At 35.7% G+C, this 13769-nt stretch carries 11 protein-coding genes; 9 read left to right on the top strand and 2 right to left on the bottom strand.

What is annotated here, in order from left to right; genetic code table 11:
• Positions 1–81 precede the first annotated feature (81 nt).
• From ACYUJ6_RS05135 to ACYUJ6_RS05145, 3 genes are all read left to right on the top strand, one after another.
• Positions 82–1806, top strand: coding sequence for an ABC transporter ATP-binding protein (locus ACYUJ6_RS05135; protein ID WP_461844771.1), 1725 nt, complete (start codon positions 82–84; stop codon positions 1804–1806).
• 3 nt (positions 1807–1809) lie between these two features.
• Positions 1810–3657, top strand: a complete 1848-nt coding sequence (locus ACYUJ6_RS05140) for an ABC transporter ATP-binding protein (protein ID WP_461844772.1) — start codon at positions 1810–1812, stop codon at positions 3655–3657.
• A gap of 160 nt (positions 3658–3817) precedes the next feature.
• On the top strand, positions 3818–4336 hold the full coding sequence (locus tag ACYUJ6_RS05145; RefSeq protein WP_461844773.1) for a nitroreductase family protein: 519 nt from the start codon (positions 3818–3820) through the stop codon (positions 4334–4336).
• 74 nt (positions 4337–4410) lie between these two features.
• Here ACYUJ6_RS05145 and ACYUJ6_RS05150 read toward each other — a convergent pair whose 3' ends face one another.
• The gene (locus ACYUJ6_RS05150; protein WP_461844774.1) at positions 4411–5166 is read right to left on the bottom strand and encodes a TSUP family transporter; all 756 of its coding nucleotides are present in this window, start codon (positions 5164–5166) and stop codon (positions 4411–4413) included.
• A 107-nt stretch (positions 5167–5273) separates the two neighbouring features.
• Positions 5274–6227 (bottom strand): NAD(P)-dependent oxidoreductase, encoded by a 954-nt coding sequence (locus ACYUJ6_RS05155; RefSeq protein WP_461844775.1) that lies wholly within the window; start codon positions 6225–6227, stop codon positions 5274–5276.
• Positions 6228–6419: 192 nt separating this feature from the next.
• On the opposite strand from ACYUJ6_RS05155, the gene fdhF reads away from it, so the two are divergent.
• The 6 genes from fdhF (at position 6420) to ACYUJ6_RS05185 (ending at position 13626) form a co-directional block, all read left to right on the top strand.
• A complete protein-coding gene (gene fdhF / locus ACYUJ6_RS05160; protein ID WP_461844776.1) occupies positions 6420–8558 on the top strand; it encodes a formate dehydrogenase subunit alpha in 2139 nt (712 codons plus the stop codon).
• Positions 8559–8823: 265 nt separating this feature from the next.
• Positions 8824–9756 (top strand): efflux RND transporter periplasmic adaptor subunit, encoded by a 933-nt coding sequence (locus tag ACYUJ6_RS05165; protein ID WP_461844777.1) that lies wholly within the window; start codon positions 8824–8826, stop codon positions 9754–9756.
• A 64-nt stretch (positions 9757–9820) separates the two neighbouring features.
• A complete protein-coding gene (locus ACYUJ6_RS05170) occupies positions 9821–10483 on the top strand; it encodes an ABC transporter ATP-binding protein (RefSeq protein WP_461844778.1) in 663 nt (220 codons plus the stop codon).
• Positions 10484–10496: 13 nt separating this feature from the next.
• Positions 10497–11666 (top strand): ABC transporter permease, encoded by a 1170-nt coding sequence (locus ACYUJ6_RS05175; protein WP_461844779.1) that lies wholly within the window; start codon positions 10497–10499, stop codon positions 11664–11666.
• A gap of 80 nt (positions 11667–11746) precedes the next feature.
• On the top strand, positions 11747–12190 hold the full coding sequence (locus ACYUJ6_RS05180) for a GNAT family N-acetyltransferase (RefSeq protein WP_461844780.1): 444 nt from the start codon (positions 11747–11749) through the stop codon (positions 12188–12190).
• 20 nt (positions 12191–12210) lie between these two features.
• Positions 12211–13626: a transglutaminase domain-containing protein gene (locus tag ACYUJ6_RS05185; RefSeq protein ID WP_461844781.1), complete on the top strand. Its 1416-nt coding sequence runs from the start codon at positions 12211–12213 to the stop codon at positions 13624–13626.
• The last annotated feature ends 143 nt before the right edge of the window (positions 13627–13769 follow it).

Genomic DNA, 13769 nt, shown 5'->3' on the forward strand with positions numbered 1-13769 from the left:
TAGTAATATTATATAACATAATTTAGGTTTGATTTATAATAATTTTAAATATATTTGTAATGAAATAAATTTTAGGGGTGCATGTGTTTGGAATATATGAAAAAATATGTGGATAAGTATTGGAAGGGGTTTTTCCTTGCAATAGCATGTCTTACAGTGGAAGCACTGTGTGACTTGATGCAGCCTGCCATAATGTCAAAGATAGTGGATATAGGTGTTGCAGATAAAAATATGGATTATATAATAAAAAAAGGTTTGCTGATGCTGGGAATTACCGCTATAGGGGCTTTTGGTGCCTCGGGCCGGAATATATTATCCGGAACTGTATCACAAAACTTTAGTGCAGAACTGAGGGAGGATCTGTTTAAGAAGGTTCAGAGTTTTTCCTTTGAAAGTATTGATAAATTTGAAAGAAGTTCTCTTATAACCAGACTTACAAATGATGTAACCCAAATTCAGAACTTTGTAAATAGCCTTATGAGAATAGCTGTAAAGGCACCTATAATATGTGTTGGAAGTATTATTATGGCCTCCAGGCTGAATTTGCGGCTCTCATCAATAATTTTTGTTGTAATATCAATCGTGGTTATAATTATATTTTTAAATATGAGTATTGGATATCCGTATTTTATAAAGGTGCAGAAGGCTCTGGACAGGATGAATTCCGTAATGAGGGAATTCTTGTCTGGAGTAAGGGTTGTAAAAGCATTTAACAGATCCGATTATGAGAGTAAAAGGTTTAAGGCCTCCAATGAAGAACTGGGTGTATTATCTGCCAGGGCAATGCAGGTGATGGCCATATTTTCTCCAGGTATAAACCTGGCTGTAAATGCGGGAATAGTATCTGTGCTTTGGATTGGAGGCTTGTATGTCAATGGAGGAGATATGAAAGTGGGACAGATAATTGCATTTACAAATTACATGACCCAGATATTGTATTCAATTATGATTATATCTGCAGTTTTTAATACATTTGTAAGATCCAGGGCTTCAGCAAATAGAATTTCTGAAATATTTAAAGAAAAAGACAGCAGCGATTCGGAGAGAGGTGTTGGGGAATTTAAGGGGAGAGGAAAAATAGAATTTGAAAATGTAAGTTTTTCTTATGCAAATGGTCATAAAGTTATTGAAGATATAAGTTTTACCTGTATGCCTGGAGAAACATTGGGAATTATAGGGGCTACAGGCTCAGGGAAAAGCACTCTGGTAAATTTAATTCCCAGGTTTTATAATGTTGCTTCTGGAATTATAAAAATTGACGGAGTGAATATAAAGGATATGGATGAAAAGGCATTAAGGGATAGGATAGCCCTGGTGCCTCAGGAAACAATACTGTTTACAGGAAGTGTACTGGAGAATATAAGATGGGGAAAAGAGGGCGCTTCTCTGGAAGAGGTCAAAGAAGCTGCTGAAATTGCAGAGGTAGATGAATTTATTTCAAAGTTTCCTGAAAAGTATGATACAAGACTTGGTCAGGGCGGAGTAAATTTTTCAGGAGGTCAGAAACAAAGGGTTTCTATAGCAAGGGCACTTGTTAAAAAACCTGCCCTGTTGATACTGGATGACTGCACCAGTGCCGTAGATGCAGCTACGGAAACTAGAATTAGAAAAAAGCTGAAAAAGTATTCAAATTATCTTACCTGCATAATAATTGCCCAAAAAATATCGTCTGTAATATCTGCAGATAAGATAATTGTTCTCAATGATGGGAAACTGGCAGGCATGGGAGGACATGAGGAGCTTATAAAAAGCTGCCAGGTATATAAAGACATCTTTTTATCCCAGGTTGGAAAGGGGAAAGTATGATATATGGAACAAAGATTTAAAAATAATAGGAGCAGTATAAAGATGCCATTGGGACCAAGAAGGGGTTTAAGAGGCAGGAGAGGTATCAGGCCGGTGGAAAAACCAAGAAATTTTAAGAAAACACTGTTTAGACTGTGGAAATATTTTGGGAGTGAAAGAAAACTTTTAATTATAATTTTTATATTTGTAATACTGGATTCCATAGTGTCGCTTTTAGGACCTTATTTTATAGGAAAATCTATTGATGCCATGTCCAAATTAAAGGGAGGAGTAGACTTTAACCTGCTGTTTACAATGGTAGCACTGCTCTTATTTACATATATACTAGATGGTATACTGACTTTTTTTCAAGGCTGGCTTATGGCAGGAACAGCCCAGAAAATAATTATAGGACTTAGAAAAAATTTATTTGACAAACTTCAGGAACTCCCCATATCTTTTTTTGATAAAAACACCCATGGAGAGATAATGAGCAGGCTTACCAATGATATAGAAAATATAAGTTCTACCATATCACAATCCACTACCCAGCTTATGTCGGCATTAGTTACAGTATTGGGATCTTTTGTGATGATGCTTGTTTTAAGCCCAATTTTAACTTTTGTAAGCCTTATTACAGTTCCCCTGGTATTCCTGCTTACCAAAAGCATAACAAAAAATACAAGTGCATTATTTAAAAATCAGCAAATAGAACTTGGAAAATTAAATGGGCATATAGAAGAAACTATATCCGGGCTTCAAGTAGTGAAGGCCTTTAATCATGAACAAAAAATCATAGAAGAGTTTAGCGGAATAAATCATAAACTATGCAGGGTGGGATTAAAGGCTCAAATTTTATCCGGGTTTTTAATGCCCCTTATGAATGTCATAAATAATATAGGTTTTGCTGCAGTAGCTGGAGTAGGCGGAATTTTAGCCCTGAAGAATATCATAACCGTGGGAATCATAGCTAGTTTTTTAAGCTATTCAAGGCAGTTTACAAGGCCTCTGAACAGTATAGCCAGTATATTTAATACTCTTCAGTCTGCAGTTGCAGGTGCAGAAAGGGTATTTGACATATTGGATGAAAAAGAGGAGTTAGAAGATACAGACCGGGCGAAAATACTTGAAAATGCCAGGGGTCATATTGTCTTTGAAAATGTGTGTTTTGGATATAGAGAGGATGTTGAAATATTAAAAAATATAAGTTTTGAAATAAAGCCAGGTACCAGTGTGGCTTTGGTGGGGCCTACGGGAGCAGGTAAAACCACTATTGTAAATCTTCTCAACAGGTTTTATGATGTGTCCAGCGGAGAGATTTCCATCGATGGCGTGGATATCAGGGATTACACCAGAGACAGCCTTAGAAAATGCTTTGGAATAGTTCTGCAGGATACCTACCTTTTTACAGGAACCATATTTGAAAATATTAGATATGGAAAACTGGATGCAGATTATTTTCAGGTAAAAGAGGCGGCGGAATCAGTAGGTGCGGATCAGTTTATTGAAAAACTTCCTGGAGGATATGATACTGTGGTCCAGGAGGGAGGAAGCAATTTAAGTCAGGGTGAAAGGCAGATTATATCCATAGCACGGGCTGTACTTTCAAATCCCTCCATACTTATTCTGGATGAAGCTACAAGTAATATAGATACAAGGACAGAGCTCAAAATACAGGAGACCATGTTGAAGCTTATGGAAAACAGGACTAGTTTTATTATTGCACACAGGCTTAATACCATTAAATATTCAGATGTTATAATGGTGATAGATGATGGCAGAATAGCGGAAATGGGAAATCATAGGGAATTGATGGATAAAAAAGGTGTGTATTACAATATGTATTACAATCAACTGGTTAAGTTAAACTAATAACAGTTCGGGCAGCACCCTGGAGCTGTCTTATATTTCAAGGGTAGATTTCAGTAATGTTCAGCAACTTTTTTGTTATTTTCAACCAGTGGTAATATTTTAAAATACATAATTTAGGAATATAATATATATATACTATATTATACAAGGAGTGATTTAAATGGATTTTTTACAGCTTAGCAAAAAACGTTATTCTGTTCGTAAATATGAGAATAGGAAAGTAGAAGATGAAAAATTGTCCCGAATACTGGAAGCAGCCAGAGTAGCACCTACAGCTGGAAATATCCAGCCTCAAAGACTTATTGTAGTTAAAACGGAAAGGAATCTTGAAAAACTTAAAAAGGGGGCAAATGTTTATGGAGCCCCATTGGCTATAATTATATGTGTGGATCGTAATCAGTCATGGAAAAGGCCTTTTGACAGTAAAGATATTGGAGATATAGATGCCGGAATAGTAGGTACTCATATGGTACTTCAGGCAGAGGAACTGGGGCTGGGCACTATCTGGGTAGGTTATCTGGATCCCAGGGCAATTAAAGATGAATTCAACATACCGGATAATGTGGAGCCGGTCAGCATCATAGGTGTGGGATATGCAAAAGGGCAGCCTGCGTCACCGGACAGGCACAGTACTGAACGCAGGCCTCTGGAAAAATGGGTATATAATGAGAGCTTCTGATTATGAGCTGAATGTTTTGATTTAATAAAAAACCCTGTGAAGGGGTTTTTTATCTATACACAGTTCATATCAAACTATTTTACAATTCCATAAAATATTTTTACAGCCAGACATAAAGATATGGTTATAAATATTGGTCTTATAAGTTTGGCGCCTTTTAAAAGAGCTGTCTTTGCACCTAATCTAGAACCTATAACCATGGAAATGGCTGCAGGTATTCCAAGTCTATAGTCAATTTGTCCACTAATTAAAAACACCGCTAAAGAGGATATATTGCTTGTAAAGTTTAAAACTTTGGCATTTCCACTGGCACGCACAAAATCAAAATTAAAAATATATATAAGTCCGAATATTAAAAAGGAACCTGTGCCCGGGCCGAAGAAGCCGTCATAAAAACCTAGGCTGAAAGCCAATAAAATACCGAGAAATACAGATTTTTTCTTTAACCCCGTAAATTTATCTTCCATTCCCGCATTTTTGGAAAATATACTATAGGCGCTTACTATAAGCAGCAGTATTAAAACTATGGTGTTTAGATATTTAGCATCAATATTTAACATAGTATGGGCGCCTATTATAGAACCCACCAAGGTAAAGGGAGCTAGAAATCTTAGTATTTTAAAATCCACCTTGCCGGATTGTGCAAACTTCATTGAACTGGTAAAAGAGGCACAGGTTGATGAAAACTTATTTGTGCCCAGTGCCATATGAGGTGAAATGCCTGTCATCAAAAATGCCGGAAGGCTTATTATACCTCCTCCGCCGGCTATGGAATCCACAAATGCAGCAAAGAATGCTGCAATGCACAATAATGTGATTTTTATTACCATCATAACACCACCCATAAAGAATATAAATTATCAATTATAAACACTTTTAAATTATAGGACTCTATACTTTGAAAAGCAACTTAAAAAAATAAAAAGGTGAACAGCTATTAACTGTTCACTGAATTAATGGGATTTTTATTTATAAAAGCTTTAATATTACTGCCTAAAAGTTCTACAAGTCTCTGTCTTGTTTCAATACATTTACAGCCTATGTGTGGGGTCAGGATAACATTTCTCATTGAAAAGAGAGGGTTATTTAAATCAAATGGTTCATGTTCCTGAACGTCAAGAGCTGCACCGGCAATTGTTTTATTATGCAGTGCTTCTATCAGATCTTTTTCCTTTATTATAGAACCCCTTGCGGTGTTTATAATAAAGGAAGAAGGTTTCATAAGCTTTAATTTATCCCTATCTATGAGGTATCTTGTATTTTCTGTAAGAGGACAATGGATTGTTACAAAGTCACTGGCAGCCAGCAGTTCTTCCAGAGTAACAAATTTTACATCTTCAATTGGTTTTAAGCTCCTGTTGTATACTAAAACTTTCATACCAAGATTTAAAGCTGTTTTTATCACCCGCTGACCTATGGCACCGGCGCCAATTACTCCAAGGATTTTGCCTTTTATTTCAGAATGAGATACCTGGAGATCTTTGGTGAAGTTATCAAAATCCTTTTCATTTAACATGACTTGCTGCAGAATAAGAGAGGAACATAAATTCAATATGAAAGTTATGGCAAGCTGGGCTACGGCATCTGTACTGTAACCGGGTACATTGCAGACCATAATGTTTTTTTCACCGGCAGTTTTCGTATCTATGTTGTTATAACCTGTACCGGCTTCACAGATGAGTTCTACAGAAGCCGGGAACCTGGATATTAAGTTTCCCCTTAAAGGAAGCTCTTTAGTTACAACAATATTCTGGTTTTCAACTCTTTTAAGAATTTCATCTTCAGTACTGCTGTTATATAATGTAACTTTAGTAAATTCACTTAACTTTGAAAAGTCAATTTTATTATCAAAGTTTATTTTTTCAGAGTTTAAAAATACTGTGTTTTTCATGCTTATCCTCCATGTTATAAGATATTTTAAATTCAGTATAACTTTTGTAAAAATCCGTGTCAAATTAATAATAGGCCATAATTGTATTTGATAATAAAATAGGAACTATTAATAATTGAAATAATGCACCACTTAGTGATACTATTATAATAGATATTTATATAAAAATATAATTAAAATGGGGTAATTATCATGGAAAATAAAATTTTAACTGTTTGTCCTTACTGTGGTGCTGGATGCAGACTGTATTTGGTTGTTGAAGATGGCAGGATTAAAAGGGCGGAACCCGCATTGGGGAGAACTAATGAAGGGAGCTTGTGCCTTAAAGGCTATTATGGATGGGATTTTTTAAATGATCCCAAAATATTGACTTCACGAATTAAAAAACCTATGATAAGGAAAAATGGGGATTTAGCAGAAGTCAGCTGGGAAGAAGCTATAAAATATACATCTGAAAAACTTATGGAGATAAAAAATAAGTATGGTGCTGATTCTATAATGGGTACAGGCTGTTCCAGAGGTCCGGGCAATGAAGCAAATTATATTATGCAGAAATTTATGAGAGCCGTTATAGGAACAAATAATGTGGATAATTGTGCTAGAGTCTGTCATGCGCCATCTGTAGCAGGGCTTGCCAGCGTACTTGGCAATGGGGCCATGTCCAATAGTATTCCTGAAATTGACAATGCAGATTTGCTTTTTATTTTTGGTTATAATCCGGCGGAGTCCCATCCCATAGTTGCAAGAAGAGTAGTAAAGGCAAGGGAAAAAGGTGCAAAGATAGTTGTTGTTGATCCCAGGATAACGGAAAGTGTAAGAATTTCAGATCTATGGCTTCCGCTAAAGGGCGGTACCAATATGGCTCTTGTAAACGGTTTTGCAAATGTTCTTATAAATGAGGGCTTGTATAATAAAGAGTATGTTGAAAAATATACGGAGGGTTTTGAAGAATACAATAAAGTATTAAAAAAATACACACCTGAATATGTGGAGAAAATATCAAGAATCCCGGCAGAAAAGATAAAAAAGGCCATGAAAATGTATGCTGCCGCTAAAAATCCTATGATACTTTATGGTATGGGGGTATGTCAGTTTGGTCAAGCTGTGGATGTGGTGAAGGGATTGGCTTCGCTTGCTCTGCTAACAGGAAATTATGGAAGACCAAGTGTGGGAATAGGACCTGTAAGAGGTCAAAATAATGTACAGGGTGCCTGTGACATGGGTGCACTTCCCAATGTTTTTCCTGGATATCAAAGTGTAACGGATGAAAATGTGAGGAAGAAATTTGAGAAGGCCTGGGGAGTTGAAAAGCTTCCGGATAAAATAGGATACCATATAACTGAGGTACCTCAATTGGTACTTAAAGATCATAAACTAAAAGCATACTATATAATGGGAGAGGATTCTATTCAAAGCGATCCAAATTCCAATGATCTTAAAAAAGCCTTAGATGAACTGGAATTCTTAGTAGTTCAGGATATATTTATGAATAAAACGACTTTGCATGCAGATGTAATATTACCTGCGACTTCCTGGGGTGAGCATGAAGGTGTATACAGCTGTGCGGACAGGGGGTTTCAGAAATTTAACAGGGCAGTTGAACCAAGTGGCGATGTTAAGCCGGATTGGCAGATAATTTGTGAGATATCTTCAGCCATGGGATATGAAATGCACTACAACAATACAAAGGAAATATGGGATGAGATGAGAAGCCTTTGTCCTAAATTTGCCGGTGCAACTTATAAAAAGGTAGAAAGCCTGGATGGGGTGCTGTGGCCTTGCCCTTCGGAGGATCATCCTGGTACTCCTTATCTATATGAAAATAATGAATTCAGCACTCCAAGTAAAAAAGGCATTTTATTTGCCTCTGAATGGAGGCCTACCCAGGAATCACCGGACAGTGAATACCCGCTCAGCCTATGTACGGTAAGGGAGATCGGTCATTATTCAGTGAGAACCATGACAGGAAACTGCCGTGCACTTCAGCAGCTTGAAGATGAGCCCGGAAAAATACAGATGAGTCCTGAAGATGCAGAAAGCTTGAATATAAAAGATGGACAGCTGGTAAGGGCATCTTCAAGGAGAGGCTCTGTAATTACCAGGGCATATGTTACAGACAGGGTAATGAAGGGAGCAACCTACATGACTTATCAGTGGTGGATAGGTGCATGCAATGAACTTACTGTAGATAATCTGGATCCTATATCAAAAACTCCTGAATACAAATACTGTGCAATAAAGGTGGAATCCATAGAAAATCAGGATAAAGCAGAAGAACAATTAAGAGAAACATATAAAAATCTCCGAAAAAAAATGGGAGCTTTAAATTAATGAGGCATTGAAAAATTAATATGACTTTTGGGGTGGAGAGTCTTTTTAGGGCTTTCCACTCCTGTTTTGGTTAAAAAGGAAATATATTATGGAAAAACACTGTTGGATATTTTATTGATTCTTATATTTACAAATTAAAAGTTAAAAAATATTCATAAATTTGACTTAAAATGTTAATTTGTTTGTAACAGTATTGTGTCATAGTTGTTTTAAATTATGTTGTATAATTGGTTATATATTAAAATTATAGAAAGGACAGATAATTATGAAAAAAATAACTATTGGTGTAGTAGTGGTGGCTATAATCGGAATTTTAGGTATAGTAACTTATAAAAACATTACAGCCAGAGCGGCATCAAAAAGCAAGTCATCACAGTTTTCCAGGTCAAAAGCTTCTATTACAGACATTAAGAGTACTGTTTCAGGATCAGGCAGTGTCTTATCAGCGGAAAGTGATGTTATTAAATCACAGTACAGGGATACTGTAGCTTCTGTGCTTGTCAGCAAGGATCAAGCGGTAAATGCAGGAGATGAACTTGTTACCTTCCAAAATGGAAGTGCTCCTATAACAGCTCCTTATGATGGAATTATCAGTGATGTGTATATAAGTCCAGGAGATAGTATAAATGCAGATCAGCAGCTTTTAAACATGTTTGACAACAAAAATTTCTATACTGTTGTATCTGTAGATGAAACGGATTTACCAAATTTGAAAGTTGGACAGAAAGCGGATATAAAAGTCAATGCATTTCCAGATGTAAAATTCACAGGTACTGTAAAAGATATAAGTCAGCAGGGGGAGTATACAAACGGAGTTTCCAACTTTAATGTAACCATATCTTTTGATGAAATACATGACATAAAAGTGGGAATGTCCACTGAAGCTTCAATAGCAACTGCTTCTAAAGAAAATGTACTGGCAGTACCAATAGAAGCCATAAAAGATTCCGGTGATAAAAAATATGTTATAACAAGTGACGGAAAAGGAAAAACAAAGCTTAAAGAGGTTAAAACAGGTATTAGCAATGGAACAATGGTGGAAATAGTCAGCGGACTTACAGAAGGAGAGCAGGTGCAATTGCCCCAGACTCAAAGTACTGCTCAAAATTCTTCCAATACAAATGGAAGAAATGGATTCCGTATGATGGGAAACACCGGGTCAGGTAAACAGGCCCAGGGAGGAAGACAGTCAAGGTGAGCTTTTATTTAATTCACAATTCACAATTTACAGTTTACAGTTTACAGCGGAGAGGAGAAGTACTATGATAAATATTTGTAATTTGTGCAAATCTTATACTATGGGAGGTACTACCATAAAAGCTCTTGACAATATTAATCTGGATATAGATGAAGGGGAATTTGTGTCAATTGTAGGTCCCTCAGGTTCAGGAAAATCAACTCTTATGAATATACTGGGCTGTCTGGATGTGTGTGATTCCGGAAAGTACATATTTGATGATACGGATATAAGTAAATTGAAGGAATCCGGGCTTACGGAAATCAGAAATAAGGAAATAGGGTTTATATTTCAAAGTTTTAATTTACTTTCAAAATTAAATGCAGTGGAAAATGTGGAGGTTCCCCTCTTATATAGGGGAATGCCTGAGAAAAGAGCCAGAGAACTTTCACTTGAATGCCTAAATAGGGTAGGACTGGAAAATAGGGAATATCACAGGCCAAATCAGCTTTCAGGAGGACAGCAGCAGAGGGTTGCCATTGCCAGGGCGTTAGTGGGAAATCCCAGGGTTATACTGGCAGATGAGCCTACCGGTGCACTTGATAGCAAGACAAGCAGTGAGATTATGCAGATGATAGCGGAAATGAATGATAGCGGACAAACAATTATACTGATAACCCATGATTTGAAAGTTGCGAAGCGGGCTAAGAGAATTATTACCATGGAAGACGGAAAGTTGTATTTTTAAGGAGGGAGATTGAATGAAATTTTTTCAGACAGTGAAGTTGGCTGTAAAAAATATAAAAAGTAATAAATTAAGATCCATTCTCACTATGATAGGAATTATTATAGGAATTTCTTCAGTAATAATACTTGTGGGAATGGGCAGTGGTTCTACAGAGCAAATAACTTCCCAGGTTCAATCTCTTGGAACCAATCTTATTATGGCAAATACTTCTGCAAACGGAAATAAACAGTTCACACTGGATAATGTAAAAAGTATTGAAAAGATTCAAGGGGTAGATAAGGCTGCACCTGTTATTTCCACAAATGCTTCCGTTAAAGTAAACAAACAATCGGAAAATACAGCTGTAACAGGTACTACCTCCAATTTTCTTGATGTGAGAAATATGGATATTTCAGAAGGCAGGTTTATAGCAGATCTGGATGTGGATTACAGGAATAAAGTTGCAGTTTTAGGATCTGATATAGCACAGCAGTTGTATGGGTTTACGGATCCTGTGAAAAAGGATATAGATATAGATGGAAGCACATATAAAGTGGTGGGAGTATTAAAAACTCAGGGAAATTCTATGGGAAACAATACAGATGACATGGTAATTGTTCCAGTTACAGCATCTATAGAACTTGCAGGAACTAGAAATGTTCAGAGCGTCTACATTAAATCTTCAGGAGATGAAAATGTGGATCTTGTAACCAATGAGGTAAATCAATATTTATTAAACTATTTTAAATCCAATACCACCAGTTCAGACAGGGTAACAAGTCAAAAACAACTGCTGGATACTATGAACTCCATAACCCGCACCATGACTTATCTATTAGGGGGCATAGCAGCTATATCCCTGATTGTAGGGGGAATAGGAGTGATGAATGTTATGCTGGTGTCTGTATCGGAACGTACAAAGGAAATAGGTATCAGAAAGGCTCTTGGGGGATCCAGAAAAGATATATTGATTCAATTTTTAATTGAATCACTGGTATTGAGTTCATTGGGAGGTGTAGCAGGCGTATTATTCGGACTTTGTATAGGAAAAATCATTTCAATATCTGGAATGTCGGTAGTTTTTTCACTGCCTGTGATTGCAGTGTCCTTTTCTTTTTCACTGGTAGTGGGAATTGTATTTGGAATATTTCCAGCTTATAAAGCTTCAAACTTAAAACCAATAGATGCCCTGAGATTTGAATAAATTGAGAAAGGTATATATACTTATAGTATTAATGTGTAATATAATTAGTTATTGTATGTTAATCTATAGGAGGTGCTCAAATGATAAGAAAAGGAAAATTAAGCGATCTGGATACAATTGTAGAGTATAATTACAATTTGGCTGAAGAAACGGAAAATTTGGAACTTGATAAAAACATATTAAAAGAGGGTGTGAAAAAGGCTTTACTGGATGATAAAAATGGAGTCTATTTTGTATATGAAAAAGATGGCATGGTAGTTGGACAGATGATGCTTACTAAAGAATGGAGCGACTGGAGAAATGCAAATTATTGGTGGATACAAAGTGTTTATGTAAATAAAAACTATAGGGGACAGGGCATATATAAAAAATTATTCAAGTATGTAAAGTCTGCTGCAGATTCAGATAATAATGTATACAGCTTGAGGCTTTATGTGGAAAAAAACAATGAGAAGGCAAAAAAAACTTATAAAGCATCAGGTATGGATGAAACTTATTATCTGGTGTATGAAATTAAAAAATAGTGATTTTGTGGAGAGATATTATGTCAAAAAAATTAAATAAGATTTTATTAACCCTGCTGACGTTGTTAGTAGTATTCTATGGCAGGAATTGTTATGCAGCAGGAAATTACAAGGTTTGGAATAATGGTATTATTGCCAGTGTGGACAAGAGTAAGACGTGGACTGTTACTTTTAATAGAAATGTAGATGTGAATTTAGCTGAAAATTCTATTAAGGTGTATGAGCAGGACAATAATCAGCCTGTTCAGATTAATATTGTAAATACAGAACCTAATTCAATAAAGGTTTCTCCTCAAAATCCATATGTACCTGGTAAGAATTATGTGTTGGTAGTAGATGATAATTTAAAATCCACCAATGGGCAGCAATTGGGCCAGGGAATAAAATATAATTTTACAATAAGTGAAAATGCTTCTGAAAGTGAAGTTTCAGTGCAAAATTATACGCAGTATTATAATGCTTTGAAAGAAGCTCTTTCAAATTATAAAGATACCTTGGTTTTAAATATAGGCAATTATGATAAAAATACTTATGACCTGAATGTCATAGATGATGTATTAGATGATAATCCTAATCTGCGTGATTGGTATTTAAGTGCGGGGGCAAATCTTCAGGGTACCAATCCCGTAAAGATGAGTATCAATTTCAAATACAGTGATACAAAACAGAACTTGATAAAAAAAGAAAGTGAATTACAGGACAAAGCTTCTGAAATAGTAAATGGCATTACAAATTCCGGGATGAAGGATTATGAAAAAGAACTTGCACTTCACGATTATGTGGTAAATAATGCCAATTATGACAGGAGTGTGAACCTTCCTGATGATTCCTACACAGCCTACGGAGTTTTAATAAATGGAGCTGGCGTTTGTCAGGGTTATGCAGATGCAATGGACAGGCTCCTTACAGCAGCCGGCATAGAGTGTAAGATGGTAATAGGGAAGGCAAATGATGGAGATGGCTGGGTGGATCATGCCTGGAATATAGTAAAAATTCAGGGCAGATATTATGAGCTTGATTCTACCTGGGATGATCCTGTTACAAGTGATGGTTCCCATTTGATCTCTCATTCCTATTTTAATGTAACAGATAATCAGATCGCAAAAAATCATATATGGGATAAATCAAAATATCCTCAGTGCAATAGTACGGATTACAGCTTTGATAATTTAAATGTAGTTGAAAAAGATGCATATGGCAATGATATAAAAGCTGTAAATAATTATAATGATTTTTATAATCTGTTGAAGAATGGTTTAATTAAAAAACAGCAGTACATGAGCATTAAAATATTAAACTATAATTCAAAGATCTATGATGTTCCAAAGGTTTTAAGGCAGATAATAGATCAGTATAAAATTTCAGGGGACTATAATATATCCAATTACTCGGATGAAATTACAGATGCAGAATATTTTACAATTTCAAGAACTTGATAAGAAGGATAATCCCTCTTAAATTACTGTATATAGTATTTTTACAATTTCTATTGAAGCAGCTCTATTTTTTATATTTTAATTTTAAAATTTTATACTTCTTTTATTGATAAATATAGTATATTATATTTAATGATAGACAT

It is taken from the genome of Clostridium sp. JNZ X4-2 (assembly GCF_054889485.1).

Coding starts and splice junctions, on each gene's coding strand:
- ACYUJ6_RS05135 (WP_461844771.1), top strand. CDS start 82: ATGTGTTTGGAATATATGAAAAAATATGTGGATAAGTATTGGAAGGGG.
- ACYUJ6_RS05140 (WP_461844772.1), top strand. CDS start 1,810: ATGGAACAAAGATTTAAAAATAATAGGAGCAGTATAAAGATGCCATTG.
- ACYUJ6_RS05145 (WP_461844773.1), top strand. CDS start 3,818: ATGGATTTTTTACAGCTTAGCAAAAAACGTTATTCTGTTCGTAAATAT.
- ACYUJ6_RS05150 (WP_461844774.1), bottom strand. CDS start 5,166: ATGGTAATAAAAATCACATTATTGTGCATTGCAGCATTCTTTGCTGCA.
- ACYUJ6_RS05155 (WP_461844775.1), bottom strand. CDS start 6,227: ATGAAAAACACAGTATTTTTAAACTCTGAAAAAATAAACTTTGATAAT.
- fdhF (WP_461844776.1), top strand. CDS start 6,420: ATGGAAAATAAAATTTTAACTGTTTGTCCTTACTGTGGTGCTGGATGC.
- ACYUJ6_RS05165 (WP_461844777.1), top strand. CDS start 8,824: ATGAAAAAAATAACTATTGGTGTAGTAGTGGTGGCTATAATCGGAATT.
- ACYUJ6_RS05170 (WP_461844778.1), top strand. CDS start 9,821: ATGATAAATATTTGTAATTTGTGCAAATCTTATACTATGGGAGGTACT.
- ACYUJ6_RS05175 (WP_461844779.1), top strand. CDS start 10,497: ATGAAATTTTTTCAGACAGTGAAGTTGGCTGTAAAAAATATAAAAAGT.
- ACYUJ6_RS05180 (WP_461844780.1), top strand. CDS start 11,747: ATGATAAGAAAAGGAAAATTAAGCGATCTGGATACAATTGTAGAGTAT.
- ACYUJ6_RS05185 (WP_461844781.1), top strand. CDS start 12,211: ATGTCAAAAAAATTAAATAAGATTTTATTAACCCTGCTGACGTTGTTA.